General features: G+C 65.0%; 26 protein-coding genes. 19 read left to right on the top strand and 7 right to left on the bottom strand.

The genetic code is table 11. The features are described 5' to 3' along the window. Positions 1-72: 72 nt before the first annotated feature. The gene (locus ACFW0H_RS00495) at positions 73-966 is read right to left on the bottom strand and encodes a LysR family transcriptional regulator (RefSeq protein ID WP_422911943.1); all 894 of its coding nucleotides are present in this window, start codon (positions 964-966) and stop codon (positions 73-75) included. A gap of 105 nt (positions 967-1,071) precedes the next feature. Between ACFW0H_RS00495 and ACFW0H_RS00490 the strand changes: the two genes are divergently transcribed. Genes ACFW0H_RS00490 through ACFW0H_RS00475 form a run of 4 tightly spaced genes read left to right on the top strand, consistent with a single transcriptional unit; the run spans position 1,072 to position 4,245 of the window. Beyond that, entirely contained in the window at positions 1,072-1,737 is a 666-nt protein-coding gene (locus ACFW0H_RS00490; protein ID WP_422911942.1) for an RraA family protein, read from the top strand. Further along, positions 1,737-2,399 carry an RraA family protein gene (locus ACFW0H_RS00485; RefSeq protein ID WP_422912258.1) on the top strand — a complete coding sequence of 221 codons (663 nt, stop codon included), beginning with the start codon at positions 1,737-1,739 and terminating at the stop codon, positions 2,397-2,399. The genes ACFW0H_RS00490 and ACFW0H_RS00485 overlap by 1 nt, the downstream gene beginning before the upstream one ends. Next, positions 2,399-3,034 carry an RraA family protein gene (locus ACFW0H_RS00480; protein ID WP_422911941.1) on the top strand — a complete coding sequence of 212 codons (636 nt, stop codon included), beginning with the start codon at positions 2,399-2,401 and terminating at the stop codon, positions 3,032-3,034. The genes ACFW0H_RS00485 and ACFW0H_RS00480 overlap by 1 nt, the downstream gene beginning before the upstream one ends. Then, positions 3,031-4,245: a pyridoxal phosphate-dependent aminotransferase gene (locus tag ACFW0H_RS00475; RefSeq protein ID WP_422911940.1), complete on the top strand. Its 1,215-nt coding sequence runs from the start codon at positions 3,031-3,033 to the stop codon at positions 4,243-4,245. The genes ACFW0H_RS00480 and ACFW0H_RS00475 overlap by 4 nt, the downstream gene beginning before the upstream one ends. A gap of 177 nt (positions 4,246-4,422) precedes the next feature. Here ACFW0H_RS00475 and ACFW0H_RS00470 read toward each other — a convergent pair whose 3' ends face one another. After that, positions 4,423-5,847, bottom strand: coding sequence for an aminotransferase-like domain-containing protein (locus ACFW0H_RS00470; protein ID WP_422912257.1), 1,425 nt, complete (start codon positions 5,845-5,847; stop codon positions 4,423-4,425). A gap of 60 nt (positions 5,848-5,907) precedes the next feature. Between ACFW0H_RS00470 and ACFW0H_RS00465 the strand changes: the two genes are divergently transcribed. Next, on the top strand, positions 5,908-6,852 hold the full coding sequence (locus ACFW0H_RS00465) for a DMT family transporter (protein ID WP_422911939.1): 945 nt from the start codon (positions 5,908-5,910) through the stop codon (positions 6,850-6,852). 244 nt (positions 6,853-7,096) lie between these two features. Here ACFW0H_RS00465 and ACFW0H_RS00460 read toward each other — a convergent pair whose 3' ends face one another. Further along, on the bottom strand, positions 7,097-7,798 hold the full coding sequence (locus ACFW0H_RS00460) for an alpha/beta fold hydrolase (protein WP_422911938.1): 702 nt from the start codon (positions 7,796-7,798) through the stop codon (positions 7,097-7,099). 59 nt (positions 7,799-7,857) lie between these two features. After that, complete coding sequence (locus ACFW0H_RS00455) at positions 7,858-8,781, bottom strand: LysR family transcriptional regulator (protein WP_422911937.1); 924 nt, start codon at positions 8,779-8,781, stop codon at positions 7,858-7,860. Between the two features lie 532 nt (positions 8,782-9,313). Here ACFW0H_RS00455 and ACFW0H_RS00450 point away from each other — a divergent pair. From ACFW0H_RS00450 to ACFW0H_RS00405, 10 genes are all read left to right on the top strand, one after another. Then, on the top strand, positions 9,314-10,690 hold the full coding sequence (locus ACFW0H_RS00450; protein WP_422911936.1) for an MFS family transporter: 1,377 nt from the start codon (positions 9,314-9,316) through the stop codon (positions 10,688-10,690). A gap of 108 nt (positions 10,691-10,798) precedes the next feature. Then, positions 10,799-11,323 (top strand): thiamine pyrophosphate-binding protein, encoded by a 525-nt coding sequence (locus tag ACFW0H_RS00445; RefSeq protein ID WP_422911935.1) that lies wholly within the window; start codon positions 10,799-10,801, stop codon positions 11,321-11,323. Then, a complete protein-coding gene (locus ACFW0H_RS00440; protein ID WP_422911934.1) occupies positions 11,311-11,910 on the top strand; it encodes a thiamine pyrophosphate-dependent enzyme in 600 nt (199 codons plus the stop codon). Before ACFW0H_RS00445 ends, ACFW0H_RS00440 begins: the two co-directional genes overlap by 13 nt. A gap of 19 nt (positions 11,911-11,929) precedes the next feature. Further along, a complete protein-coding gene (locus tag ACFW0H_RS00435; protein WP_422911933.1) occupies positions 11,930-13,417 on the top strand; it encodes an aldehyde dehydrogenase in 1,488 nt (495 codons plus the stop codon). A gap of 13 nt (positions 13,418-13,430) precedes the next feature. Beyond that, entirely contained in the window at positions 13,431-14,594 is a 1,164-nt protein-coding gene (locus ACFW0H_RS00430) for an acyl-CoA dehydrogenase family protein (RefSeq protein ID WP_422911932.1), read from the top strand. Between the two features lie 20 nt (positions 14,595-14,614). Next, positions 14,615-15,814: a CaiB/BaiF CoA transferase family protein gene (locus ACFW0H_RS00425; protein WP_422911931.1), complete on the top strand. Its 1,200-nt coding sequence runs from the start codon at positions 14,615-14,617 to the stop codon at positions 15,812-15,814. Between the two features lie 42 nt (positions 15,815-15,856). Beyond that, positions 15,857-16,606, top strand: a complete 750-nt coding sequence (locus tag ACFW0H_RS00420; protein ID WP_422911930.1) for an electron transfer flavoprotein subunit beta/FixA family protein — start codon at positions 15,857-15,859, stop codon at positions 16,604-16,606. Position 16,607: 1 nt separating this feature from the next. After that, positions 16,608-17,537 carry an electron transfer flavoprotein subunit alpha/FixB family protein gene (locus tag ACFW0H_RS00415; protein WP_422911929.1) on the top strand — a complete coding sequence of 310 codons (930 nt, stop codon included), beginning with the start codon at positions 16,608-16,610 and terminating at the stop codon, positions 17,535-17,537. 23 nt (positions 17,538-17,560) lie between these two features. Further along, complete coding sequence (locus ACFW0H_RS00410) at positions 17,561-18,388, top strand: HTD2 family dehydratase (RefSeq protein WP_422911928.1); 828 nt, start codon at positions 17,561-17,563, stop codon at positions 18,386-18,388. 11 nt (positions 18,389-18,399) lie between these two features. Beyond that, the gene (locus ACFW0H_RS00405) at positions 18,400-19,218 is read left to right on the top strand and encodes an HpcH/HpaI aldolase/citrate lyase family protein (protein ID WP_422911927.1); all 819 of its coding nucleotides are present in this window, start codon (positions 18,400-18,402) and stop codon (positions 19,216-19,218) included. A 239-nt stretch (positions 19,219-19,457) separates the two neighbouring features. On the opposite strand, the gene ACFW0H_RS00400 is transcribed toward ACFW0H_RS00405, so the two are convergent. After that, positions 19,458-20,741 carry an NADH:flavin oxidoreductase/NADH oxidase family protein gene (locus ACFW0H_RS00400; RefSeq protein ID WP_422911926.1) on the bottom strand — a complete coding sequence of 428 codons (1,284 nt, stop codon included), beginning with the start codon at positions 20,739-20,741 and terminating at the stop codon, positions 19,458-19,460. A 75-nt stretch (positions 20,742-20,816) separates the two neighbouring features. Here ACFW0H_RS00400 and ACFW0H_RS00395 point away from each other — a divergent pair, with 75 nt between their 5' ends. From ACFW0H_RS00395 to ACFW0H_RS00380, 4 genes are all read left to right on the top strand, one after another. Further along, positions 20,817-21,233 carry a MerR family transcriptional regulator gene (locus ACFW0H_RS00395; RefSeq protein ID WP_422911925.1) on the top strand — a complete coding sequence of 139 codons (417 nt, stop codon included), beginning with the start codon at positions 20,817-20,819 and terminating at the stop codon, positions 21,231-21,233. 259 nt (positions 21,234-21,492) lie between these two features. After that, positions 21,493-21,957, top strand: a complete 465-nt coding sequence (locus tag ACFW0H_RS00390) for an HvfA family oxazolone/thioamide-modified RiPP metallophore (protein ID WP_422911924.1) — start codon at positions 21,493-21,495, stop codon at positions 21,955-21,957. A gap of 151 nt (positions 21,958-22,108) precedes the next feature. Beyond that, positions 22,109-22,531 carry an Ohr family peroxiredoxin gene (locus tag ACFW0H_RS00385; RefSeq protein ID WP_422911923.1) on the top strand — a complete coding sequence of 141 codons (423 nt, stop codon included), beginning with the start codon at positions 22,109-22,111 and terminating at the stop codon, positions 22,529-22,531. Between the two features lie 877 nt (positions 22,532-23,408). Continuing rightward, the gene (locus tag ACFW0H_RS00380; RefSeq protein ID WP_422911922.1) at positions 23,409-23,735 is read left to right on the top strand and encodes a hypothetical protein; all 327 of its coding nucleotides are present in this window, start codon (positions 23,409-23,411) and stop codon (positions 23,733-23,735) included. 61 nt (positions 23,736-23,796) lie between these two features. Here the strand turns inward: ACFW0H_RS00380 and ACFW0H_RS00375 are convergent, their stop codons facing one another. After that, positions 23,797-25,104 (bottom strand): sensor histidine kinase, encoded by a 1,308-nt coding sequence (locus tag ACFW0H_RS00375; RefSeq protein WP_422912256.1) that lies wholly within the window; start codon positions 25,102-25,104, stop codon positions 23,797-23,799. Then, on the bottom strand, positions 25,104-25,844 hold the full coding sequence (locus ACFW0H_RS00370) for a response regulator (RefSeq protein ID WP_422911921.1): 741 nt from the start codon (positions 25,842-25,844) through the stop codon (positions 25,104-25,106). The genes ACFW0H_RS00375 and ACFW0H_RS00370 overlap by 1 nt, the downstream gene beginning before the upstream one ends. Between the last annotated feature and the right edge of the window lie 182 nt (positions 25,845-26,026).

Here is a 26,026-nt window from a genome sequence, read left to right as displayed (position 1 = left end):
ATGGATTTGGCCAGCCTCAACATTCAACGCAGGCAGAGCCATATCAATCGCGAATGAACGCGCTTCCACCCATCAGGCTTTCGTCGAAAGCTGCGCCACCATCGCCTCCACAAGCGGGTTGGCCCGCGCGGCATTCCACACCACGGCGGTGGTCACCACGCTGAGCTTGGGCGTCAGAGGCTTGAGCACCACATTGTCCGGCGCCAGTTTCTTCATCGAGGCGGGCACCAGGGCGACGCCCTGGCCGCAACTGACGAAGGCGATCTGCGACGCCACCGAGCGAACCTCGTGCAGCACGCGGGGGTTGAGGCCGTTGGCCTTGCACACGCCGATCAGGTAGTCGAAATAGTTCGGGCTGACCTGCCGTGAGGACATCACCAGCGCCTCGTCCGCCAGGTTGGCAAGGGTCAGGCGAGTGCGGGCGGCGAGGGGGTGGTCGCGGGGAATGGCCACGGCCAGACGGTCTTCGGTCAGCGGCACGGAGCGGATGTCCTTGCCCAGATTGCCTTCCAGCCGGGCGAAGGCAAGGTCGATATCACCGGACTCCAGGGCGGGGATGGCTTCAGCGCTGTCGATCTCGCGCACGGCGACGGTGATCTGCGGATGCTCGGCCTTGAAGCGGTCGATCAGGGGCGGCAGCACATCGATCATGGCGTTGGTGATGGCGCCGATGGTCAGCACCCCGGCCTGGCCGGACACCGCCTCCAGCACCGCCAGCTCCAGGCGCTCCAGCTGGTCGGCGAACTTGCGCACGGCGGGGAGGATGGCGGCGCCGACCGGGGTCAGCTGCGCGCCCCTTCGCGAGCGTTCGAACAGCTTGATCTTCAGGGAGTGTTCGAGGATCTGGATCTGCTCGGTCAGCGGCGGCTGGGACATCCCCAGGCGCTTGGCGGCGCGGCTGAAGCTCTGCTCCTCGGCCACCGCGAGGAACAGCCAGAGGTGCCGGATCAGGCGAAAGTTGATCATGTTCTTTCCATAGGTTGGGCATATGGGAGCCTTACTTGATCAGGAATATACCTATGGTACGCGGCTGTCGATACTCGGGGCTCCACACAACAAGGTCCGCTTCCCATGAACGCAACCAACCCCCTCACTCGACTGTCCGCGCTGGACACCAACACGGTGTCGGACGCGTTGGACTTCCTCGGCCTGCCCGGCGCCACTGTCGGGCTGCGGCCGCTCTGGAACTGCCCGAAGATCGTCGGCCGCGCCAGTACCGTGCAGCTGGCGCCCAAGCAGGACGCCGCGCCCACCGTTCACCTGATCACCCCGGTGGTGGCGCGCATCGAAACCGATGACCGTGTACTGGTGATCGCCGGCGGCGTGGAGGGCATCTCCAGCTGGGGCGACATCCTCGCCAACGCGGCCCGCCGGAAGGGCATCCGTGGCTCGGTGATCGACGGATTCAGCCGCGATATCAAGGGCAGCGAAGCGATCGGTTATCCGGTGTTCGGCCGTGGTGTGACCATGATCAGCGCGCGCAACCGTCTGGTGCAGGTGGATGCCGGCTGCACCGTGACCGTGGCAGGCGTGACGGTGAAGGAAGACGACTACGTGATCGCCGACGAATGCGGCACCGTCTTCGTACCGGCCGAGGCCATCGAAGACGTGCTCGACCTCGCCGAGCGCATCGACCGGCGCCAGGCGGGCATGGTGGAGGCGGTGAGGGCAGGGCGCTCGGTGGAGAGCGTGATGCATGACAGCCAGTTCGAAGCCATCAAAGCGGAGGCCCAATGATGATCCTTGAAGACAAGGAACTGGTCGCCCTGTTCGAGGGCCTGGATACGCCGGCGGTGTCAGATGCCATGGACAAGCTGGGCCTGCCCGGCCAGTGCCTGGACATCGCGCCCCTGGCCGATTACCCGCAGGTCACCGTGGGCCCGGCGTTCACCGTGCAATACGTTTCCGCCAGCACGCCGCCCGGTACCGTGGGCGACTTCATCGACGATGTGGCGCCGGGTGATGTGGTGGTGATCGCCAACGGCGGGCGCACCGACTGCACCGTATGGGGCGACATCATGACCCAGTACGCCCTGGCCCGCGGCATCGCCGGCACCGTGATCGACGGCGTCTGCCGCGACGTGAACAAGGCCCTGGGCGAAGGCTACCCGCTATTCACCAGGGGGCGCTTCATGCGCACCGGCAAGGACCGCGTCGAGGTGGTGGCGGTGAACCAGCCTGTGAGTATCGGTACGGCACGCGCCTGCGCCCGCGACATCGTGGTCGCCGATGCCAATGGCGTGGTGGTGGTGCCCCGTGGCCGCGCCCGTGAAGTCGCCGAATGCGCACGGCAGATCGAGCAGGTGGAAGCTCGGATCCGCGAACAGATCGCCAGCGGCAAGACCCTGAAAGAAGCCCGCGCCGCACTCGGCTACCACGACCTGCAGAGGAAATCCTGATGAGCGCCAACTTCGAAAGCACCATCGCCCAGCGCGCCCAGGCGCTCGGCAGTTCCACCCTCTACGAAGCCTCCGGGTTGCCGACCGCCGTCGACCCGGCGATTCGCCCTCTCTGGCGCGGCGCCTTCATCGCTGCCCCGGCCTTTCCGCTGGAGTGCTCGCCAGGGGACAACCTGGCTTTGCACCTGGCCCTGGAGCGCGCGCCGAAAGGCAGCGTGCTGGTGGTGGGCACCGGCAACTTCGTGGCCGGCTACTGGGGCGAGGTGCTGACCGTGGCGGCCCAGGCGGCGGGCGTGGTCGGCCTGGTGATCGACGGCGGCGTGCGTGATATCCAGGCCATCGAGAAGCTCGGCTTCCCGGTGTTCTCCCGTGGCGTGTCGGTGAAGGGCACGGTCAAGGCCACCGCGCCTTCCATTGGCGAATCGATGCCGTTCAATGGCGCGCAGGTCGCACCGGGCGATCTGGTGGTGGCCGATGACGATGGTGTGGTGATCATTCCCCGGGCCGAAGTGGAGCGCACCCTGGCCGAGGGTGAGGCGCGCGCTGACAACGAGGCGCGGATGATGGCCGCCCTGCGTGCCGGAAGCACCACCGTCGAACTGATGGGCCTCAAGCGCCAGGAGGTGGGCCAGTGAGCCGGGACTTTCAGGGCCTCAATCGCCGTCTTGCGGTTGCTCAGCCCTCAGCAACTTATCGAATCATTGATCGTGTCGCCGCACGCCGCGCGGAAGGCGCCCGCATCATCTCCCTGTGCGCTGGAGAGCCCGATTTCGATACCCCCGCGCATATCCGCGAGGCCGCCATCGCCGCGATAGACGCGGGCCACACCCGCTACACCCAGGTAGCTGGCCTGCGCACCCTGCGCGAGGCCATCGCCGCCAAGTACCGCGACGAGAACGGGCTGGCGGCTGGCTGGGAAAACACGCTGGTGTGCAGCGGCGGCAAGCAGGTGATCTACAACGCGCTGGCCGCCACGCTGAACGAAGGGGACGAGGTCATCATCCCGGCGCCTTACTGGGTGAGCTACCCGGAGATGGTCCAGCTGTGTGGTGGCCGATCGCGCATCGTCACCTGCGGCGCCGACAGCGGCTTCAAGCTGACGCCACAGGCGCTGCAGGGCGCCATCGGCCCGGACACCCGTTGGCTGATCCTCAACTCGCCTTCGAACCCCACCGGTGCGGTGTACAGCCGTGAGGAACTGCGCGCCCTGGCCGAGGTATTGCTGGAACATCCGCAGGTGCTGATTCTCTCGGACGACATCTATGAACACCTGATCTTCGACGCTGCCGAGTTCCACACCCTGGCCCAGGTCGAACCGCTTCTCGCCGAACGCACCCTGACCATGAATGGAGTCTCCAAGGCCTACGCCATGACCGGCTGGCGCATCGGTTTCGCCACCGGCCCGCGCTGGCTGCTGGAGGCCATGGAGAAGCTGCAGGGGCAGCAGACTTCCGGGGCCTGTTCGATCTCCCAGCACGCGGCGGTGGCGGCACTGAATGGCCCCAAGGACTTCATTCGCGAGAGCCGCGAAGTATTCCAGCGCCGCCGGGACTTCATGGTGGCGATGCTCAACGACACCCCCGGCCTCCAGTGCGACCTGCCGGCGGGGGCTTTCTATGCATTCGCCGACTGCTCCGCGCTGATCGGCAAGGTGTCGCCTGGCGGTCGTGGGCTGTTCAGCGACGAAGACGTGGCCCACGCCCTGCTGGACGAGGTCAATGTGGCGGTGGTGCCGGGCAGCGCCTTTGGCCTGGCCGGATACATACGCATCGCCTATGCGCTGGATGATGAGTCGCTGCGCGCGGCCTGCGAGGCGATCCGGAGCTTCTGCCTGAAGGCGAAATAGCACACAGCCAGTAGGATGGGTAGAGCGGAGCGAAACCCATGCTGTCGGATTGATGGGTTTCGCAAGCTCGCGGAACGCCGCCCGACCCATCCTACAAAGCTGACTCGGTGTGATGGGTGAGGTCTCTACTGTGGGAGTGATTCATTCGCGATGGTCTTCGCCGGTAATGCATTTCGATCACTCCTGTACGACTCCAACCTCCTGTCGCAATGCCGCCGCCAGTGCCCGAAAAGCGTCCACCAGCAACCCGTCATCATGGGATGCATTACTGACGCTGGCTCGCACGAACTGGGGCACCGCCGCCCGGCCCACTGCGAAAGCTTCAGCCGTTGAGATCAGGTAGTCCTTCGATTTCAGCTCTGCCTCCACATCCGAGGCGCGCCAGGGCTCCGGTACTTCGATCCAGAAATGCGGGCTCTGTGGATGCGTTCGGTAGTTCAGCCCCTCCAGCATCTCCTGTACCAGCGCCTTGCGCCGCTCTATCTCGCATATCTGCTGGTGCAGCAACTGCTCCGCGATACCATTTTCGATCCAGTCACTGGCCAACTCCATCGCCAGCGGTGTGGCCATCCAGCAAGATCCGCGCAGGGCCGCCGCCAGCCGCCCCACCAGCGCCGCCGGAGCGTGCAGGTAGCCCACGCGCAGACCCGCCGCTACCGCCTTGCTCAGGCCACTGATCAGGATGCTGCGCTCTGGCGCGCAGTGGCTCAACGGCAGCGGTCGGTCCTCCAGCAGAACAGCGTGAGCCTCGTCCTCGATAATAAGTAGGTTGTGTTCCCGACATAGTTCGGCAATTGCTTGTCGTCGCGTAGGCGACATCACCGCCGTCGTGGGGTTCTGTAGGGTAGGGGTGCAATAGAGGGCGCTCACCCGGTTGTGCCGACAGAGATCGTCCAGGGCTGCCGGGACCAGCCCTTCATCGTCCATTTCAACACCCAACAGCCGGATGCCCAGCATGCGCGCGGCGGTGATCAGGCCGGGATAGGTGAGTTGCTCGGTGACGACGGTATCGCCGGGTCTCAGCAGCGCCATCAGCGTACAGAGCAAGCCGTGCTGGCCACCGTTGGTGCACAGCACCTGCTCTGTCCGCGGCTGGAACTTGCCGTTGGCCAGCCAGTGGGCGCCATTCTGGCGGTGGCGCGGCAGGCCCTGTTCCGGGCTGTAGACCATCAGTTCGTACAACCGCTGTGGATCGCCGGCCAACTGCAACAGGCTCCTGGCGAGGAAGGCGGTTTCCTGCCCCGGGATATGCATGTTGCGGCTCATGTCGAAATGCCCGTTCGTCTCTTCCGTAGCGTTGCGAAAGCCCTCATCCCGCTTGTGGGCGAGCTCGCGGTGAAGCACGAAGGTCCCGTCGCCCACCCTGGCGATCACCAGCCCCAGGTGCTCCAGTTCGGCATAGGCGCGGCTGACCGTACCGGCGGTGACGCCCAGGCGATCGGCGAGGATGCGATGGGGCGGCAGCTTGCTGCCGGCCTCCAGGCTGCCGCTGCGAATCTGCTTCTCCATTGCATCGGCCAGGCGCTTGTACTTGGACCCCTGGCCCGACTCCAGCGCATTTTTGAGTAATGACAGGGTGTCATTAATTGGATTGACAGCCATTTCAAGTCCAAATAGCGTGAATTGATCGCACAAATCTAGCAAATTGGATGCATTGATATCATGTCAATTCTAGAGTCCACCACTAATCTGGCCACGACAAAATCACCCTGGTTAGCCGGATTGGTCAGCGCGCTCCTGTTTCTCATTGTCTGCGTCAGCTGGGGCACCACCTGGCTGGGCATCAAGATCGCCGTGGAAACCGTGCCGCCGCTCACCGCCTCCGGCCTGCGTTTCCTGATCGCTTTCCCGCTGTTTCTCGGCTTTGCCCTGCTGCGAGGCGACTCGATCCTCTTTCCTCGACGGGGGCTGGGCTTCTTTACCTTCGTGACCCTGTGTTACTTCGGTTTGCCGTACTACCTGTTGAACTACGGTGAGTTGCATGTTTCTTCGGGGCTCACCGCGCTGCTGTTCAGCTGCATGCCGGTATTCATCCTGATCTTCTCGGCGCTCTTTCTCCGCGAGCGAATCTACCTGTCCCAGGTGCTTGGTATTGCCATCGGATTCGGCAGCCTGTTCATGATCCTCCGTAGCCAGGGCATGAACCTGGAGAGTTCTGGTTTCGGCGGCGTGCTGGCCATCCTTGCCGCCGCACTTATGCATGCGCTGTGCTACGTGGTGACCAAGCAAAGGGGCACTGAGATCAGCGTCATCACTTACAACACGCTGCCCATAGGTGTAGCCGGACTAATGCTGTTCCTCATGGGGCTCGCAATTGAGCGGCCAGACTTCCTGGCCATAAGCGCTCGATCCTGGGGGGCGCTGGCCTACCTTGGGCTGTGCGCCTCGGTGGGCGGCTTCATCGTCTATTTCTTCCTGCTTAAGCGCATGAGCCCGGTGGTGCTGTCGTTCGTCTTCATCATCTTTCCAGTGTTTGCCGTCATCATCGGCGCCTGGTACGAGGGCCAACCAATCTCTTACGACCTCGCGGTCTTTTCCGCACTTCTATTGGCCGGCTTCGCCATCACCAAGGTGCCGCTGGAAAGGTTCCTGCTGAAGGGGGAATAACAACTTGGCCTATAAGTACGCGAGGACGGAGACAAGGTGCTGTTCCCGCGCTCCCCCGCATCCACTGATGGGTATCGCTTCGCTCCACCGCATCCTACGCAGGCGGAATCCGTTACCGGGATTCCACCCTGGGCGCTACGAAGTCTGAACTTGTGGGAGTGAGTTCAATCGCGAAAGGACGGCGGATCTTCGATCTGCAATCGCGATCGGGGCTACGGATCGCTCCCACAGGCAGTCGGCGCCGTCAGGAATCCAGCCATTCGCGGAGCAGCGAAAGCGTCCGTTCCGGCATTTCCAGCGGCGGCAGGTGCCCGCATTCCGGCAGGATTTCCAGGCGCGAGCCGGCGATGCGCTCATGCATCAGGCGTGCCTCGGCAACCGGAGTGAGCTGGTCGTCGGCGCCTACCACTATCAGGGTCGGGACGCGGATATCCGCGAGCAGGGGCAGGGAATCGGCGCGGTCGATGATCGCCTGCTGCTGGCGGATGAAGCCTTCCTTGCCCACGGCCGCCGCCATCTGCTGCACCGTGGCAGAGACATGGGAGTCCAGCCAGCGCGGATGGATCAGGCGCGGCATCAGTTGCGGGCTGACGCCGATGAAGCGGCCGCGATGGGCCAGCTGCAGCAGCCCCCGGCGAGTGGCGGCGCGTTCCGCCGAGTCGAGGCTCGCCATGGTGTCGAACAGGGCCAGGCGCAACACCCGCTCCGGCGCCTGGCGCATGATCTCGAAGGCGACGTAGCCGCCCATGGACAGCGCCGCCAGGGCGAAGCGGGGAGGGGCCTCGTCGAGCACGCGCCGGGCCATGGCGCCGATGCTGTCGTCCTGGCTGAGGTCGGCGATGTGAGTGTCCACGTCCGCGGACAAGGCGTCGGCCTGTTGCGCCCAGAGGCGCTCATCGTTGAGCAGACCCGGCAACAGGACCAGGGCGGGAAGGTTCGCTTGCATAGGGAACTCGAAGGGGTTGCGTGACAAGCCGGGGCCGGGCGCGCACCCGCCCCGGGGATTCAGAGCATGTGGCCAGCCCAGATGTTGCGCTCCACCAGGTCGGCGATGATCTCGATGAATGATTCGCCGACGAACCTGGCGGCGGGGCTGACCCGGCGGTCGGCCGGATAGACCAGCACCAGCCTGCGCGTCGGTTGCGGGTCCACCAGCGGGGCGGCGCTGAGGGCGCCATTCTGCACCTGAGCATAGATGGGAGCCAGCGGCAGGATGGTCAGGCCGAAGCCATTGCGCACCAGGTCGATCATGGCGCCGAACGAGTCGGCCTCGACGTTGCAACGCAGCTTGATCTCGGCCTGGCGCGCGCAATCCTCGACTATGTTGCGCAGGCCGTGGCGGTTGCTCGGCACCACCACCTGGCTCTCCTTGATGTCGGCGAAGCGCACCGGGGTGTCCAGGCGCAGGCCCGCGTCGGCCGGCCCGACCAGCATCAGGTTCTCCATCATCACCGGCTGGATGCGCAGGGTGTGCAGCGGTTGCGGGTCGTAGGACAGCGCCAGGTCCAGCTCGCCACGCTGCAGCCAGTCCAGCAGGTAGCCGCTGAAGGCAGAGGAAAAGCGCACCGCCAGGTGCGGGTGCCCGTCGCGGATCTTGCGCACCAGGGGCACGGTGATGATCTCGGCGACGGTCGGCGTGGTGCCGATGGTGACCGTACCTCGATAGGACGATCGCCCGCCCGTCGCCGTGGTGCGGATCGACTCCATCTCCTCGAGGATGCGCGAGGCATGGGCCAGCACCTCGCGGCCGATGTCGGTGATCACCATGCCCCGGCCGTGGCGCTCGAACAGGTAGGTGCCGAGCTCCTGCTCCAGCTGGCGGATCTGCCGGCTCAGGGCCGGCTGGGCGATGTGCAGGCGATCGGCGGCCTTGCTGAGGCTGCCCAGTTCGGCGACGTGGATCAGGGTCTTGAGCTGAACGATGTCCATCGAGGAACCATTGGCGAGGGGCAGATGACGCGCCGGGCCCGGTCGGGAGCGGCTGCGCTGAAAGTGTAATGCCATTCGCTGCGGAACAAACCCGCACTTCCCCTTGCGAGGCAATCCGCCGTTGCCGCGAAAGGGGCGCCAGGGCCCTGTCTTCGGGCCTTGGCGGGCGAGCGATAGAATTTGGGTATAGCTGATAGATGCAGGCGCGGCTTATTCGCCAGCCCCGGCTGGCGTAGCGTGGTTTCCGTGAGTATTCGCCGCTCCCCGGGAGCAGGCACAAGACAACAATAAAAGCTCGAGGGCATGCCCGATGACCTGTAACGCCGCTTCACTCCCTGTCCCGTTCTTCCGAGCTTGTGGGCTCGCCCGTATTCCCGCCCAGCATCCACCGACCTGACTACCGGCATCCGTTCGCTCGCCGATGCAGCGCTGATCCCGCGTTCCATCGCCCGACAATCCGCAGCCGAGCATTGCGAGCCTGCCCCGTGGCCAGCGCTCAGTCCCGGCTCGCCTCGAAGAAAGGACAACAACAATGACCTCACCCGCTTCCGAGCCCCTCCGCGCCGCCAACGACACAAGCCCGAAGTCGGCTTCCAGTCGCGCCCGCTCCATCCTCGGGGCCTGCTCCGGCAACCTGGTGGAGTGGTACGACTTCTTCATCTACGCCTACACCTCGATCTATTTCGCCGCAGCCTTCTTCCCCAAGGGCGACCAGACCACCCAACTGCTGGCCACCGCCGGGGTGTTCGCCGTGGGCTTCTTCATGCGGCCGCTGGGAGGTTGGTTGTTCGGCTGGATCGCCGATACCCGGGGCCGCAAGGTCTCGATGATCATCTCGGTATTCCTGATGTGCGCCGGCTCCCTGCTGATCGCGCTGATGCCCACCTACGACAGCATCGGCATCGCCGCACCTGTCCTGCTGCTGATCGCCAGGCTCATCCAGGGCCTTTCGGTGGGCGCCGAGTACGGCACGGGAGCCACCTACATCAGCGAAATGGCGACTCCCGGGCGGCGCGGTTTCTTCGGCTCGTTCCAGTACTTCACCATCATCGCCGGGCAGATCCTAGCGCTGCTCACGGTGGTCGTCCTGCAGCAGACCCTGAGCAAGGAAGAGCTGACCGAGTGGGGCTGGCGCATTCCATTCTTCATCGGGGCGCTGAGTGCGATCGTGGTCGTCTACCTGCGTCGCGCGATGCATGAGAGCGCCTCGAAAAAGGACATGCACAGGAAGGAGGCCGGCTCGCTGAAGGGGCTGTTGATGCACAAGCGCGCCGTGGCCCTGGTGATCGCCTTCACCATAGGCGGCTCGCTCTACTTCTATACCTTCACCACCTACATGCAGAAGTTCCTGGTGATCTCGGTGGGGTTGCCAGCCGAGACGGTGAGCTTCGTCATGACTGCGGCGCTGCTGTGCTTCATGTGCTGCCAGCCGTTCTTCGGCATGCTCGCCGACCGCTTGGGGGTGAAGACCCATATGCTGCTGTTCTCGGGCATCGGCATGCTGATGGTGGTGCCACTGCTGTTCGCCCTGCGCTCCGTTGGCAATCCCTATGTCGCGTTCCTCCTGGTGTTCACCGGCCTCGTCGTCGCCTCGCTCTACACACCCATCTCCGGCCTGGTGAAGGCCGAACTCTTTCCGGCATCCGTCCGAGCGCTTGGGGTGGGCTTTCCCTATGCCATCGGCAATGCGCTGTTCGGTGGTACGGCGGAGTACGTGGCGCTGTCGTTCCGCTCCCAGGGCCTGGAGACCTGGTTCTTCTTCTACGTCGCCTGTGTGCTGGTCGTGACGTTCATCGCCTCGCTGCTGATGCCGGACCTGACCCGCTACGGCTACCTCGACGGTACTGGCGAAATCGAGCAGAAGACCGGACTCAAACATAGCGGAGCCATTTCCAGCGCTCACTCCTGAGCTATGCCGAGCGGGCATATCTCATTGAAAAAAACGGTAGTCGTCGCTGACCGCCACGCCCCTCAGAATCGAAAAAAACACAGGGCATCAAGCCTTTCGGAGACAAGCATGACAACACCCGAAATCGACTGGCAGGTGGACGTGTTCAACGTCCTCAAGGCGCACGACGTCAAGCACGTGGTCTACGTACCGGACGCCGGCCACTCCGCCGCCATTCGCATGTCCATCGCCGACCCGGACATCCATGACGTGGTGCTGACCACCGAGGAAGAGGGCATCGGCTACCTGGCCGGCGCCTGGCTGGGCGGCGAGCGTGGCGCGCTGCTGATGCAGTCCAGCGGCGTGGGCAACTGCATCAACAATCTGGCCCTGCAGGTCTGCGCACGCTTCCCGCTGCTGATGGTGGTGACCATGCGTGGCGACTGGGCCGAGTTCAACCCCTGGCAGAACCCCATGGGCCAGGCCACCGAAGCTTCGCTGAACCTGATGGGCGTGATGACCTGGCGTGCCGACGATCCCAAGGACGTGGCGCCGCTGCTGCACGGCGCCGCCACCATGGCCTTCAATGGTGATTCCGCTACCGCGCTGCTGCTGGGCCAGCGCCTGATTGGAGAAAAGAAATGGGTCAAGTAAGCGCCAACCACATTCTCGACCGCCGCGAAGTCGTCAAGACCCTGCTGGCCGACCGCAACGACGTGTTGGTCGTCACTGGCCTGGGTTCGGCCTCCTACGACGTGATGGCCGCCGGCGACCACGACAACAACTACTACCTCTGGGCCGCCATGGGCAGTGCGACGATGGTCGGACTGGGCATTGCCAAGGCGCAGCCGGACAAGTCCGTGGTCGTCGTGACCGGTGACGGCGAGATGCTGATGGGCTTCGGCTCCCTGGCGACCATCGCCCTGCAGAAACCGGCGAACCTGACCATCGTGGTGCTGGACAACGGTCACTTCGGTGAGACCGGCATGCAAGTCAGCCACGCCGGCCATGGCATCGCCCTGGACCAGGTGGCGAAGACCTGCGGCTTCGGCTGGACCGACGAGATCCGCGACATAGACGGTGTGCATCAGCTGCGCGAGCAGATCGGTGCCCGCAACGCCGGGGTCAAGTTGGCCACCGTGAAGATCAAGGCGGAGAACCCGCCGCGCGTGCTGCCGCCGCGTGATGGCAGCTACATCAAGAACCGCTTCCGCGCGGCTCTTGGTCACCCGCCCATCTGAACATCGAGAGGTGCCTTCCATGTCGAACCTTGAGCGCTTCCAGAACCTGGTCGATGGCCAGTACCGCACCAGCAGCACCGGGCGCTGGCTGGCCACGGCCAACCCCTTTACCGGCGCCGAGTGGGCCGAGGTGCCGCAGTGCGGTGCCGAGGACGCGACCCTGGCCATCGAGGCTGCGCACCGTGCCTTCAGCAGCGGACCCTGGCCGAAGCTGTCGGCCACCGCACGAGGCAAGCTGTTGCGCCGCCTGGGCGACCTGATCGCCCGCGATGCGGAAAAGCTCGCAGCCATCGAGGTGCGCGACAACGGCAAGCTTTACGCCGAGATGCGGGGCCAGCTGCGCTACCTGCCGGAGTGGTTCTATTACTTCGGCGGACTGGCGGACAAGATCGAAGGCGGCGTGCTGCCCAGCGACAAGCCGCAGATGTTCTCCTACACCAAGCGCGAGCCCTTGGGTGTGGTGGTGGCCATCACCCCCTGGAATTCGCCGCTCATGCTGCTGACCTGGAAGCTGGCGCCGGCGCTTGCCGCCGGCAACACCCTGGTGATAAAGCCGTCCGAGTTCACCTCCTGCTCCACCCTGGCGCTGATGGCGTTGGTGAAGGAGGCCGGGTTCCCTGATGGCGTGGTCAACACCGTCACCGGCTTCGGCCACGAAGTAGGGCCGACCCTGGTCAGCCACCCGCTGGTGGCCAAGGTCGCGTTTACCGGCGGCGATGCCACCGGCGCCGCGGTCTATGCCCAGGCGGCCAAGCACATCAAGCACGTGACCCTGGAGCTGGGCGGCAAGTCGCCGAACATCGTCTTTGCCGACGCCCATATCGAACACGCGGTGAATGGCGCCATTTCCGGCATCTTCGCCGCCTCGGGGCAGACCTGCATCGCCGGTTCGCGCCTGTTGGTGCAGCGCAACGTCTACCAGGAGGTCAGCGAGAAGGTGGTGGCCCTGGCCCGCACCGCGCGTCTGGGCGACCCGATGCTGGAGAGTACCCAAGTCGGCCCCATCACCACCCAGCCGCAGCGCGACAAGGTGCTGCAGTACATCGATATCGCCCGCGAGGGTGGTGCCGAGTGCCTGCTGGGCGGCAAGCGCCCCGAGGCGGCGGAACTGGCCGATGGCTGGTTCGTCGAGCCGACCATCTTCGCCGACGTGAACAACCAGATGCGCATCGCCCGCGAGGAGGTCTTCGGCCCCGTGCTGTCGATTATCCCCTTCGACGATGAAGACGAAGCGGTCAGCATCGCCAACGACACGCCTTATGGACTGGCCGCAGGTATCTGGACCTCGGATATCCGCCGCGCCTTCCGCGTCACCGATCAGGTGCGTGCCGGCACCGTCTGGGTCAACACCTACCGCGCCGTGAGCTTCATGGCGCCCTTCGGTGGCTACAAGCAGAGCGGTATCGGCCGGGAGAACGGCCAGGTCGCGATCGAAGACTACCTGCAGACCAAGAGCGTCTGGGTGAACCTGGCCGATGACGTCCCCAACCCCTTCGTCCTGCGTTGAGGAAAGAACAACAATGAGCATCCGTAACAACGAAGAACTGAATGCGATCCGCGAAGGCGTGCGCGCCCTCTGCGCCGAATTTCCCGCCGACTACTGGCGCAAGATCGATGAAGAGAAGGGCTTCCCCGAAGCATTCGTCGCCGCCATGACCCAGGCCGGCTGGCTGTCGGCGATGATCCCGGAAGAGTACGGCGGTTCCGGCCTGGGCCTGGCCGAGGCCTCGGTGATCCTGGAAGAGGTGAACCACTGCGGCGGCAACTCCGGGACCATCCACGGGCAGATGTACAACATGTTCACCCTGCTGCGAAACGGCAGCGAGGAGCAGAAGCGCTACTACCTGCCGAAGCTCGCCAGCGGCGAACTGCGCCTGCAGTCCATGGGCGTCACCGAGCCCACCACCGGCACCGACACCACCAAGATCAAGACCACGGCCGTGCGCCGGGGCGACAAGTACGTGATCAACGGGCAGAAGGTGTGGATCTCGCGCATCCAGCACTCCGACCTGATGATCCTGCTGGCGCGCACCACGCCGCTGGCCGAGGTGAAGAAGAAGTCCGAAGGCATGTCGATCTTCCTCGTCGACCTGCGCGAGGCCATCGGCAACGGTCTGACCGTGCAGCCAATTGCCAACATGGTCAACCACGAAACCAACGAACTGTTCTTCGACAACCTGGAGATCCCGGCCAGCAGCCTGATCGGCGAAGAGGGCAAGGGCTTCCGCTACATTCTCGACGGCCTCAATGCCGAGCGCACCCTGATCGCCGCCGAGTGCATCGGCGATGGCCGCTGGTTCACCGAGAAGTCCGCGCTGTACGCCCGCGATCGTGTAGTGTTCGGCCGGCCCATCGGGCAGAACCAGGGCGTGCAGTTCCCCATTGCCGAAGCCCATATCGAGATCGAGGCGGCCGACCTGATGCGCTGGCGCGCCTGCGAGGAGTACGACGTGGGGCTGAATGCCGGTGCCGCTGCCAACATGGCCAAATACCTGGCAGCCAAGGCCAGCTGGGAAGCGGCCAACGCCTGCCTGCAGACCCACGGTGGCTTCGGCTTTGCCAACGAGTACGACGTCGAGCGCAAGTTCCGTGAAACGCGGCTGTACCAGGTGGCGCCCATCTCCACCAACCTGATCCTGTCCTATGTGGCCGAGCACCTGCTCGAATTGCCGCGTTCGTTCTGATCCGGCCCGGGAGACTTCAAATGAGCCAACCAGCAGTGCGCCCCCTCGATGACATCACGGTGGTCAGCCTGGAACACGCCATCGCCGCGCCGTTCTGTACCCGCCAACTGGCCGACCTCGGCGCACGGGTGATCAAGGTGGAACGCCCCGGAGTGGGCGACTTCGCCCGGGGGTACGACGAGCGTGTCAGTGGTCTCGCCTCCCATTTCGTCTGGACCAACCGCTCCAAGGAAAGCCTGACCCTGGATCTGAAACAGGGCCTGGCCCTGGAGGTGCTGGAGCGGCTGCTGGAGAAAGCCGATGTGCTGGTGCAGAACCTCGCGCCCGGTGCTGCCGCGCGCATGGGGCTCTCCTTCGAGATCCTGCACGAACGCTTTCCGCGTCTGGTGGTGTGCGACATCTCCGGCTACGGCGAGGGCGGCCCCTATGAAAGGAAGAAGGCCTATGACCTGCTGATCCAGAGCGAAGCCGGCTTTCTGTCGGTGACTGGCGGGCCGGGCGAGGGCGAGATGGCCAAGGCCGGTTGCTCAATCGCCGATATCGCTGCCGGAATGTATGCCTATACGGGCGTGCTCTCGGCACTGATGCTGCGTGAACGCACCGGCAAGGGCAGCCGGGTGGATGTGTCCATGCTGGAGAGCCTGGTGGAGTGGATGAACTACCCGCTGTACTACGCCTACGAAGAGGCACCGCCGCCTCCTCGCGCCGGTGCCGCCCACGCCACCATCTATCCCTATGGACCCTTCCCGGTGGGCGACGGCAGCAGCGTGATGCTCGGCCTGCAGAACGAGCGGGAATGGCAGGCCTTCTGCGAGAAGGTCCTGGGCGCGCCGGAGCTAAGCACGGATGAGCGCTTCTGCGCAAACTTCAAACGGGTGGAGAACCGCGCAGCGTTGCGCGAGATCATCGTACGCACCTTCGCCCAGCTGGACTTCGACTCGGTGATCGGGCGCCTGGAACGGGCGCAGATCGCCAATGCCCGGGTCAACGACATGCAGGGCGTCTGGGATCACCCGCAGCTGAAGGCGCGGGACCGCTGGCGGGAGATCGGCAGCCCGGCCGGCCCTTTGCCGAGCCTGCTTCCGCCGGCCAGCAGCAATGCCTTCACGCCGCGTATGGACCCGGTGCCCGCCCTCGGCCAACACACCGAGGCGCTGCTGGCGGAGCTGGACGTACCTGCCGAGCAGGTGGAGCGGATGCGCCGGGCCGGCATGGTCTGAGCGTCACCCCTATTGCAACCCAACACTGAATTCGAGAGCCCCATGAAGGTACTGGTAGCTGTCAAACGAGTGGTCGACTACAACGTCAAGGTCCGCGTCAAGGCGGACAACTCCGGCGTCGACCTTGCCAATGTGAAGATGTCGCTGAACCCCTTCTGCGAAATCGCCGTGGAAGAAGCCGTCCGTCTGAAAGAAAAAGGCGTAGCGAGTGAAATCGTCGTCGTCACCATCGGCCCGAACACCGCTCAAGAGCAGCTGCGTACTGCCCTGGCCCTGGGCGCCGACCGCGCGATCCTGGTCGAATCCAACGACGAACTGAATTCCCTGGCCGTGGCCAAGCTGCTCAAGGCCGTTGTCGACCAGGAACAGCCGCAGCTGGTGATCCTCGGCAAACAGGCCATCGACAGCGACAACAACCAGACTGGCCAGATGCTGGGCGCCCTCACTGGCTACGCCCAGGGCACCTTCGCCTCCAAGGTCGAAGTCGCTGGTGACAAGGCCAACGTCACCCGTGAGATCGATGGTGGCCTGCAGACCGTTGCGCTGAACCTGCCGGCGATCGTCACCACCGACCTGCGCCTGAACGAGCCGCGCTACGCGTCGCTGCCGAACATCATGAAAGCCAAGAAGAAGCCGCTGGACGTGGTCACCCCGGACGCCCTGGGTGTTTCCACCGCTTCCACCGTATCGATCCTGAAAGTTGAAGCACCGGCCGCCCGTCAGGCGGGGATCAAGGTCAAGTCGGTGGCGGAACTGGTCGAGAAACTGCAAAACGAAGCGAAGGTGATCTGAGATGGCTGTCCTGGTAATCGCTGAACACAACAGCAGCGCGCTGGCCGCTGCCACCCTGAATACCGTGACCGCCGCGCAGCAGATCGGTGGCGAGGTGGTCATCCTGGTGGCGGGGCAGGGCGTCGGTGCCGTTGCCGAAGCCGCTGCCCAGATCGCCGGCGTGGCCAAGGTGCTGGTCGCCGACCATGCCGCCTACGCGCACCAGCTGCCGGAAAATATCGCGCCGCTGGTGGCCTCCCTCGCCGCTGGTTACAGCCATGTGCTGGCGCCGGCCACTACCAATGGCAAGAACTACCTGCCGCGCGTAGCGGCTCTGCTGGACGTCGACCAGCTCTCCGAGATCATCGCCGTCGAGAGCGCCGACACCTTCAAGCGGCCGATCTACGCCGGCAACGCCATCGCCACCGTGCAGTCCAGCGCGGCCGTGAAGGTGATCACCGTGCGGTCCACCGGTTTCGACGCCGCTGCCGCCGAAGGCGGTGCCGCTGCCGTTGAAGCCGTGGCCACCGTGTCCGACGCCGGCAAGTCCGCGTTCGTCGGCGAAGAGTTGGCCAAGTCCGACCGTCCGGAACTGACCGCGGCCAAGATCGTCATTTCCGGCGGTCGTGGCATGCAGAACGGCGAGAACTTCAAGCACCTGTACGCCCTGGCCGACAAGCTCGGCGCTGCCGTCGGCGCGTCCCGTGCCGCGGTCGACGCCGGCTTCGTGCCGAACGACATGCAGGTCGGCCAGACCGGCAAGATCGTCGCCCCGCAGCTGTACATCGCCGTGGGCATCTCCGGGGCCATCCAGCACCTGGCCGGCATGAAGGACTCCAAGGTCATCGTCGCCATCAACAAGGACGAAGAAGCCCCGATCTTCCAGGTGGCCGACTACGGCCTGGTGGCGGACCTGTTCGAAGCCGTGCCGGAACTGGCCAACGCCCTTTGAGCGCATTTCAGGAGCATCCCGACATGAGTGAAATCGACCTGTCCGCCTGGATCGGCCGCTCCGAGGAAACCCATGACCAGATCAGCCGCAACCTGGTCCGTCGCATTGCCGCCACCCTCGGCGAGCCGACTCCCTCCCATGGCGAGGCGTTGCCGCCCCTGTGGCACTGGGCGTTCTTCCAGGCCCCGGTGTTCGAATCCGGCCTGGGTGCCGACGGGCATCCTGCGCGGGGTGGCTTCCTGCCCCCGGCGGACAATCGCAACCGGATGTGGGCGGGCAGCCGCCTGGAGTTCATCGAGCCGCTGAAGGTGGGCGGGGAGGTGACGCGCATCTCCACCATCCTCGACGTCCAGAAAAAGCGTGGTCGGACCGGTTCCCTGCTGTTCGTCACCGTGCGCCATGACCATTTCCAGGACGGCCGCTTGGCCCTGCGCGACGAGCAGGACATCGTCTACCGAGAGCCGACCCCGCCCAAGCTGTCGAGCCCCGAGCAGTTGCCCAGCGGCACATGGCTGGAGACCGTCGAGCCCAGCCCCACACTGTTGTTCCGCTACTCGGCGGTAACCTTCAACGGCCACCGCATCCACTACGACTGGCCCTATGCCACGGAGCGGGAAGGTTATCCGGGGCTGGTGGTGCACGGGCCGCTGATCGCCACCCTGAGTCTGCGTGCCTTCTGCCGTGCCAATCCGCAGGCGCGCCTGCGCCGGTTCTCCTTTCGGGGTGTGCGCCCGCTGATTTGCCCGGAGTCCTTCGAGGTGGGCGGCCAGCTGGTCGGCAGCGGCAAGGCGGACGTCTGGGCGGGTAACCAGACCGGCCTCGCGCAGGTGGGCGAAATCGAGTTCGATTGACGAGGAAGACTATGAGCAAGACAGCCATACGCTCGGCGCTTTTCGTGCCGGCGACCCGTCCCGATCGTATTGCCAAGGCGCTGGCCACAGGCGCGAGCCGGGTGATCGTCGACCTTGAGGATGCCGTGCAGGAAAGCCTCAAGGTGGAGGCTCGGGACAACCTCGAGCGCTTCCTCGTCGAGCATCCGGACGTTGAAATCCTGGTGCGGGTGAATGCGCCGAGCCACCCTCAGCACGAGGCCGACCTGGCCCTCTGCCAACGGCAGGCGGGTGTGGTCGGCGTGATGCTGCCCAAGGCCGAAACCGCCGCCCAGGTTGGCAGGGCCGCTGCCACCGGCAAGCCGGTCTGGCCGATCATCGAGAGCGCCCGAGGGCTCTGGGCCGTCGCTGAGATTGCCGCGGCGGGCGGTGTCGAACGCCTGTCCTTCGGCAGTCTCGACCTGGGCCTGGACCTCAACCTTGCCAGCGGCAGCGAGGCGGCGGAGCAGGTGATGGGGCATGCCCGCTATGCCGTGCTGCTGCATTCCCGACTGGCCGGATTGGCGCCGCCGCTGGATGGGGTCTATCCGGATATCCAGAACGCCGGAGGGCTGGCCAGCACGGTGCGCTTCGCGCGCGACATGGGCTTCGCCGGACTCCTGTGCATCCACCCGAGTCAGGTCGAGGTGATTCACCGCGAGCTGATGCCCAGCGACGCCGAACTCGACTGGGCCCGGCGCGTGCTCGCGGTGGCTGCCTCGGGCGAGGCTGTATTCGTACTGGATGGGGCGATGGTGGATGCCCCCGTGATCGGCCGTGCCCGGAGCCTGCTGGAGCGGGCCGGGGAGTAGCGCATCCGTTGTGAGCGAATGCATTTGAACGTGGCCATGAGTCACCGGCTCGACCTGTTACGACTCACGTCGCTTGGCTGGAGCGACGGAGCCAGCCCGGTAGGGTGCGCCGTGCGCACCAGGGGCTGGACGTCGCGCCGGGCCTGACCCCGGAAGCGGTGCGCATGGCACACCCTACGGTGAGGGCGGGTGCGGGCGTCCTGCCTAGGGGGGCAAAACGCGCCCCGCCTTATCTGGAATCACCGCGGTTGCCTGTGGGTGACCGTCGTCGAGATGGGCGAAGCGGGAAAGGTTCCGGATTGGCCGGAAATCCATCGACGATAGCGACGGGTCCGGAACACGGTGAAAAGCTGTTGCTGCAGCAACGCGACGAGCGGGGAGACCTCAGGCCGCGTGCTTCTGCCGTTGCTCAGCCGCAACAGCTGGTACTTGACCACCGCCATGTTGGCCATGGCACCGAGGGTCTTGTTCTTCCAGGTGATGGGGCGCAAGGCGGGGGCACTGTCGGTGTCCGCGGACCACTCGTGTGGCAGGTTCGGGTTGATGGACAGTGCGGTTGCCATGCCGGCCATGGCGATGCCGCTCTGGATCACACGCTCGGCCACGGCGCGGCGCCTGATACCGCCGGTGACCATCAGCGGCATCCGGGCTACCGCCGCGATGTTCTCGGCGAACTCCAGGAAGTAGGCTTCCCGCGCCAATGTACGGCCGTCGCGAGCCTGGCCCTGCATGGCCGGGGCTTCGTAGCTGCCACCGGAGAGCTCGACCAGGTCGACCCGCAACTCGTTGAGCATGGCGACTACGCGGCGCGCATCTTCCGGGCTGAAACCGCCGCGCTGGAAATCGGCCGAGTTCAGCTTCACCGAAACGGCGAAGTCGGGGGAGACCACCGCGCGCACCTGCCTGACGATATCGATGAGCAGTCGCGCGCGGTTTTCGATGGAGCCCCCCCAGCGATCCTGGCGCCTGTTGCTGATCGGTGAAAGGAACTGGCTCAGCAGGTAGCCATGGGCGGCGTGAAGCTGCACGCCATTGAAGCCGCTGCGCTCAGCCAGTCGGGCGGCATTCACGAAGCGTTGCAGGACCTCGTCGATTTCCACCTCGGACATTTCCCGTGGCACGCCGAACTGCTTGGAGAAGCTGCCCAATTCCAGCGCAACGGCCGAGGGCGCGAGTGTCGGCTGGCCGAGGGCCGCAGGCGTTTGCCGGCCGGGGTGATTGATCTGCATCCACACCTGCGCCCCGCGCGAACGCGAAACCTGTGACCAGCGCTGGAAACGATCGAGGTGGGTGTCGCGCTCCAGCACGACACCGCCGGGGCCGGTCATGGCGCGGCCGTCGACCATGACATTGCCGGTGATGATCAGCCCGGCACCGCCATCGGCCCAGCGCTGGTAAAGGCGCAGCAGGGCTGCAGAGGGCGCATGGTCATCGTCGGCCATGTTTTCTTCCATGGCGGCCTTGGCCAGGCGGTTGGTAATCAGCGTGCCATTGGGCAGGGCGAGGGGGTCGAACAGGCTCATCGTTGGCTCCTCCATTGCGGAGCCAGAACGCTAAGCTTAAAGTCAACTTTAATGTCAAGCGGATCGATGGACCCCATGAAAATCGGCGAACTCTCCAAACGCAGCGGCCTGGCCGCATCCAGGATTCGTTTCTACGAGGCCAAGGGGCTGCTCAGCTCCGTGGCCAGGAAAGCCAACGGTTACCGGGAATATCCGGCGGAAACCTTGCTGATGCTCGACATCATTACCGGGGCGCAGTCAGCGGGTTTCTCCCTCGATGAGATTCGCGGACTGCTCCCGGTAGGCCTTGAAGAATGGAAGCAGGACGAGCTGCTCGAGGCGTTGCAAGGCAAGGTTGCGGACATCGAAGCGATGGAGCGCAAGCTCGCCCTGAGCAAGGCCAATCTGCTGACCCTGATCCGGCACATCAGGGAAAAACCCGAAGGCGTGAGCTGCTTCGACAACGCCAAGCGGATCATGGAAGGCTTGAACGACCCGCGAACGGTCCGGTGAAGGTCAGGCTTGGTTGAGCGGACGCTTGCCCTTGCCAGATGCTGCACCCGCTGACGGGGCGCGTATCCCTCTGTATCCGGTCCCGGTGCCGGGCGACTCGCTTACAAATGATTCTCCCGCTTGATACGTCCCGGATACATGGCCAGGGCGAAATAGCCACACCCGAACGAGGTCAGCCCAGGCGCCTCGCTCCAGGGTTAATCCGCCCTAGTGGCATGACCCGCGTGGCGTGGCCGCGCACAGTATCCGGAGAAGCACCATGTCCCGTTCCCAAATCTCGAACAAGACCCGCATTGGCCTGATCGCTGTTGCCCTGGCCGGCGGCATGAACCTGGCCTCGTCCGCCGCCTTCGCGGTGGAGGCGCTGCCCCAGGGCTACCAGCTCGCCGCGGCCGACAAGGCGGGCGAAGGCAAGTGTGGCGAAGGCAAGTGCGGTGCCGCCGAGGCCAGCAGCGCCAAGGCAGCCGAGGGCAAGTGTGGAGAAGGCAAGTGCGGCGATGCGTCCTTCGCCCGTACCGACACCGACGACGACGGCCGGGTTTCGCGCAAGGAACTGCTGACCGTGGCTCCGAACGGCGAAGCGGAGTTCATCGCGATGGACACCAACAAGGACGGTTTCCTGTCCGAGGGCGAGGTCTACAAGTTCCGCACCAACCAGTACATCTCCAACGGCAAGAAAGTGCCCACCGAGCTGTTCACCAAGCTGAGCCAGGCCAAGAACTGATGCGGCTCCATTGATCCAACGCCGAGCCCCAGGCCCTGGCTCCGCTGGAAATCCCGCGCACCCAGGGCGTGGCGTTCGGCACGCCTGACTGGCGCGCCATGCGAAGCGGGCGCCCGCCGGCTCGTTCTTTCACTTCCAAGGAGTTTTCTCAATGACAGATGTCCTGAAAAACATCATCTACACCGGCCGCACCCGCACCACCGGCGGCCGCGATGGTCACGGCAAATCCACTGATGGCGAGCTGGTCGTAGGTCTGAGCCGTCCCGGCTCAGGTCGGCCGGGGAGCAATCCGGAGCAACTGTTGGGTGTTGGCTGGTCGGCCTGCTTCATTGGCGCCCTGCATCGCGCGGGGCAGAGTCTGTCGATCCGCCTGCCGGAGGATGTGGCGGTGGCCGCCGATATATCCCTGGGCAACACCGCCGACGGCGGCTTCGCCCTGGCGGCGAAGCTGAGCGTTGAACTGCCCGGGCTGGCGACCGAGGACAAGGCGCGACTGGTCGAGGCAGCGCACCAGCTCTGCCCGTACTCCAAGGCCACCCGCGGCAATATCGAGGTGACCTTCGACATTCCCTGAGTGCCCTCGCAAGCAGAAAGCCCGCGTACCTTGCCAGGTGCGCGGGCTTTTTTGAGAGGTTTGCTTGTTGTCCAGGAGTCCAGCTCATTGCCGAGCGGGCGTCGGGTTTCTGTTTCGCCCTCCCGGGCGACTCCCTTTTGCAGTCGCCGGAGTGCCGCCCACCCAAAAGGAAGCAAAACGCTTGCCCCTGCATCCGGGTTCGGCTTCGCCGAACTCCCCTTGCTCCATCGTTCCTCCGGGGGCCCGGCGTGAGGAGCCATCCCTGGCCCCACAAGCCTCTCGCGGCATCCATGCCGCTCGTCCCCCTCTGCAACGATTCCGCTCGGCCTCCTGACGGGGCAGAGTCGCTGCCCCACCATGCTTGCTCAGTTTCAGGCCGCTGTTGGCTTCAGGACTGTTTGTGCCTAGCCGGCGCGAGTCACCCCTCTCCCTCCGGGAGAGGGGCCGGGGGAGAGGGATACATCCGGCTGCGCGGAGCCAACCAATGCCACTCATACGAAATTGGCAATCACGCGTGAACTCAATGTATCCCCGAAACTCCGCCAAGATTCTTTTTCTTGGGCCCTTGCCCGTGTCGTGGCTTGTAGCCTCTGACCAGCCGTTCCGCCCGCTACGGCGCTCTCCAGGGTGCACTAGCACCTCTAGGTTCGGCCGCGACGAACTCTGCAAGGTTAAGGGTAGGGCGCTGAAGTCCGATTCCATCCCTCCGTGCCGGCTGGCGGTCGCCACCGTCGCTTTGTCGCGACAGATATGGATGGGCCGATCACCTGTCCTATCGTCATCTCCAGTTCATGTCCGATAAGGCGCGAACCAGAGTGGCCGTGCAGCCCCCGCAAGACATGCAGTCCGTTCAACAAGCACAAGGGGAGAACCTGTCGTGGAAGAAGCGACGGCAAGGGAAACCGCCAAGACCTATCAATACTGTTCCGTGCAGTTGAATGCCTTTTCCTTGATGCTCGTGACGGCCCTCAGCGCCTTCTGCGGGGGGATTGGCTGGGCGTTGATTCTTCTGGTCGCCAACTGGCTGGGGATGATCACCCTGGATAGATTTGGCAATCACCTGGGGAACTTCCTCTTCTTCCCGATCTTCGGGGCCTTCTCCTCAGCGCTGTTTTCACTCCTGGGCTACCCGATATACAACTGGGTGTGCAGGAACCGCCGTGGCCAGCGCCTGGTGGGCATTTTTCATGATCCCCACAACTGAGCGCGGCCCATAGTTCCTGGCGGGAAAAAGGCGCTATCCACGCGGCGATGCGCGCTGCCCCTCAGGCCGTGGTGCCGAGCTCCAGCTGCGCGCACAGGCCGCCACCTTCGCGGTTGCGCAGGCTCAGGCGGGCGCCGAGGGCCTGGCTCAGTTGCAGGGCGATGGCCAGGCCGAGGCCAGTACCGCCGGTGCTGCGGTTGCGCGAGCTTTCCACCCGGTAGAAGGGCTTGAACACGGCGTCCAGTTCCTCTTCGGCGATGCCCGGCCCGTTGTCCAGGACTTGCACCTGCACCTTGCCATGCCCATCGCGGCGCACTTCCAGTTGGGCGCTGCCGCCGAATTTCAGGGCGTTGTCGATCAGGTTGGTGAGGACCCGACGCAGGGCATGGGGACGGGTTTCCAGCAGCACGCCACTGGTTCCGTCGAGGCTCACCGCCTGGCCGCTGTCCTGGTAGTCGAGGACCAGGCTGTCGAGGAAGGCGTCGAGGTCGATCCGGTACGGGGCCTCGCTGGCTCCGTCCATGCTGCGCGCGTAGGCGACGCCTTCACGTACCAGGTGCTGCATTTCGTTCAGGTCGCTCCAGAGCCGGTCCCGCTCCAGCGAGGTATCCATCTGCTCGACACGCAGCTTCATGCGTGTGATGGGGGTCTGCAGATCGTGGGAGATGGCCGCCAGCAGTTGCATGCGCTCTTTCAGGTAGGCGGCAATGCGGCCTTGCAGGGCGTTGAACGCGCGGGCGGCGTAGGCCACTTCGTTCGGGCCGCGCTCGTCGAGTTCCGGGCCAGGGGTGTCCGGATCGAGGTGGTCGACGGCCCGGGCCAGGCGCGTCAGGGGACGGATCGCCATGCGTACCGCCAGCCAGGTGCAGAGCAGCAGCAGGGCCAACTGCAGGATCAGGACCACCGGTAGCCACTGGGCCACCGGGATGGGTGCGGGGGTGACGTCAATCGTCAGCGGGCGGCCGTCGCTCAGCACCAGGTGCGCCTGGAAGTGGGGGTTAGGTCCGGGAATGTTCTCGAAACGCAGGGCATGGCGCTGGCCGATGGCCCGCTCGATGGAGGTCGCCGCCATATGTGCCCGGTCCATGTCCATGGGTTCGCCGGGCAGGCCGGCATCGAGTCGATAGCGGTAGTTGCGCCGATCCAGCAGCGGCAGCCAGGTGGCACGTTCCTCCGCCGGCAGGCGATCGATCAGTGCCACGGCGGTGCTCACGTCATGCTCCAGGTTGCCGAGCATCACCTCGCGGCCGGTCTGGTAGCGCTCGTAGAACTGCGAGCTGAAGGACAGGCCGTAGGCCAGCACCAGCCCGATCAGGAAGATCAGCCCCAGACGGGCGGCCAGGGTGCTTGGCCAGCGGGGCAGGGCCATCACGGCGTCGGCTCGATCAGTACCACGGGCAGCGAGAAGACGTAGCCTTCGCTGCGCACTGTCTTGATACAGGCGGGTTCGCGGGCGTCGTCCTGCAGGCGTTGGCGCAGGCGGCTGACCAGCAGGTCGATGGAGCGGTCGAACACGTCCGCCTCGCGGCCCTGGGTGAGGTTGAGCAGCTGCTCGCGGCTGAGCACCCGTTGCGGGTGGTCGAGGAAGACCCGCAGCAGGCGGTACTCGGCGCCGCTCAGGGCGACCAGGGTGCCCTCGTTGTCCAGCAGGTGCCGCGCACTGGTGTCCAGGCGCCACTTGCCGAAGCCGATCAACCGGCTGCTCTCACTGATCTGCAGGTTCGGCGGCAACATCCGGGTGCGGCGCAGTACGGCGTTGATCCGGGCCAGCAGTTCACGAGCGGAGAACGGCTTGGTCAGGTAGTCGTCGGCGCCCATTTCCAGGCCGATGATGCGGTCGGTCTCGTCGTTGCGCGCCGTGAGCATGAGGACCGGCGTGGCCTTGTGCTTGCCCACGCGCAGCTCACGGCACAGGCGCAGGCCATCGTCGCCGGGCATCATGATGTCGAGGACGATCAGGTCCACTGCATTGGATTCGAGAAAGGCGCGCATCTGCCGGCCATCGGCCGCCAGGCTGACGCGCAGGCCATTCTTCTTCAGGTAGTTACCCACCAGTTCGCGGATTTCCCGGTCGTCGTCGACGATCAGGATGTGATCGACATGATCCATGGACAAACCTCGCACAACTTGATCAGGGAGCTAGTGTATCGGGCTCGACGACGCTTGCCCGCCGTCCTTTGTATTGCAGTGTATCCAGCGTCGTCCAGATACCTGCGCTTGCACAAACCTTGCGCGTATCCGTCCGTACGAACGGTCGCCGCCGATTGCGGCGCGGCCCGCTGGCGCGTCGG

This window comes from Metapseudomonas cellulosilytica (genome assembly GCF_049334135.1).
In the GTDB taxonomy this organism is placed as follows: Bacteria; Pseudomonadota; Gammaproteobacteria; order Pseudomonadales; family Pseudomonadaceae; genus Metapseudomonas.
This window is presented reverse-complemented; position numbering and strand designations above follow the sequence as displayed.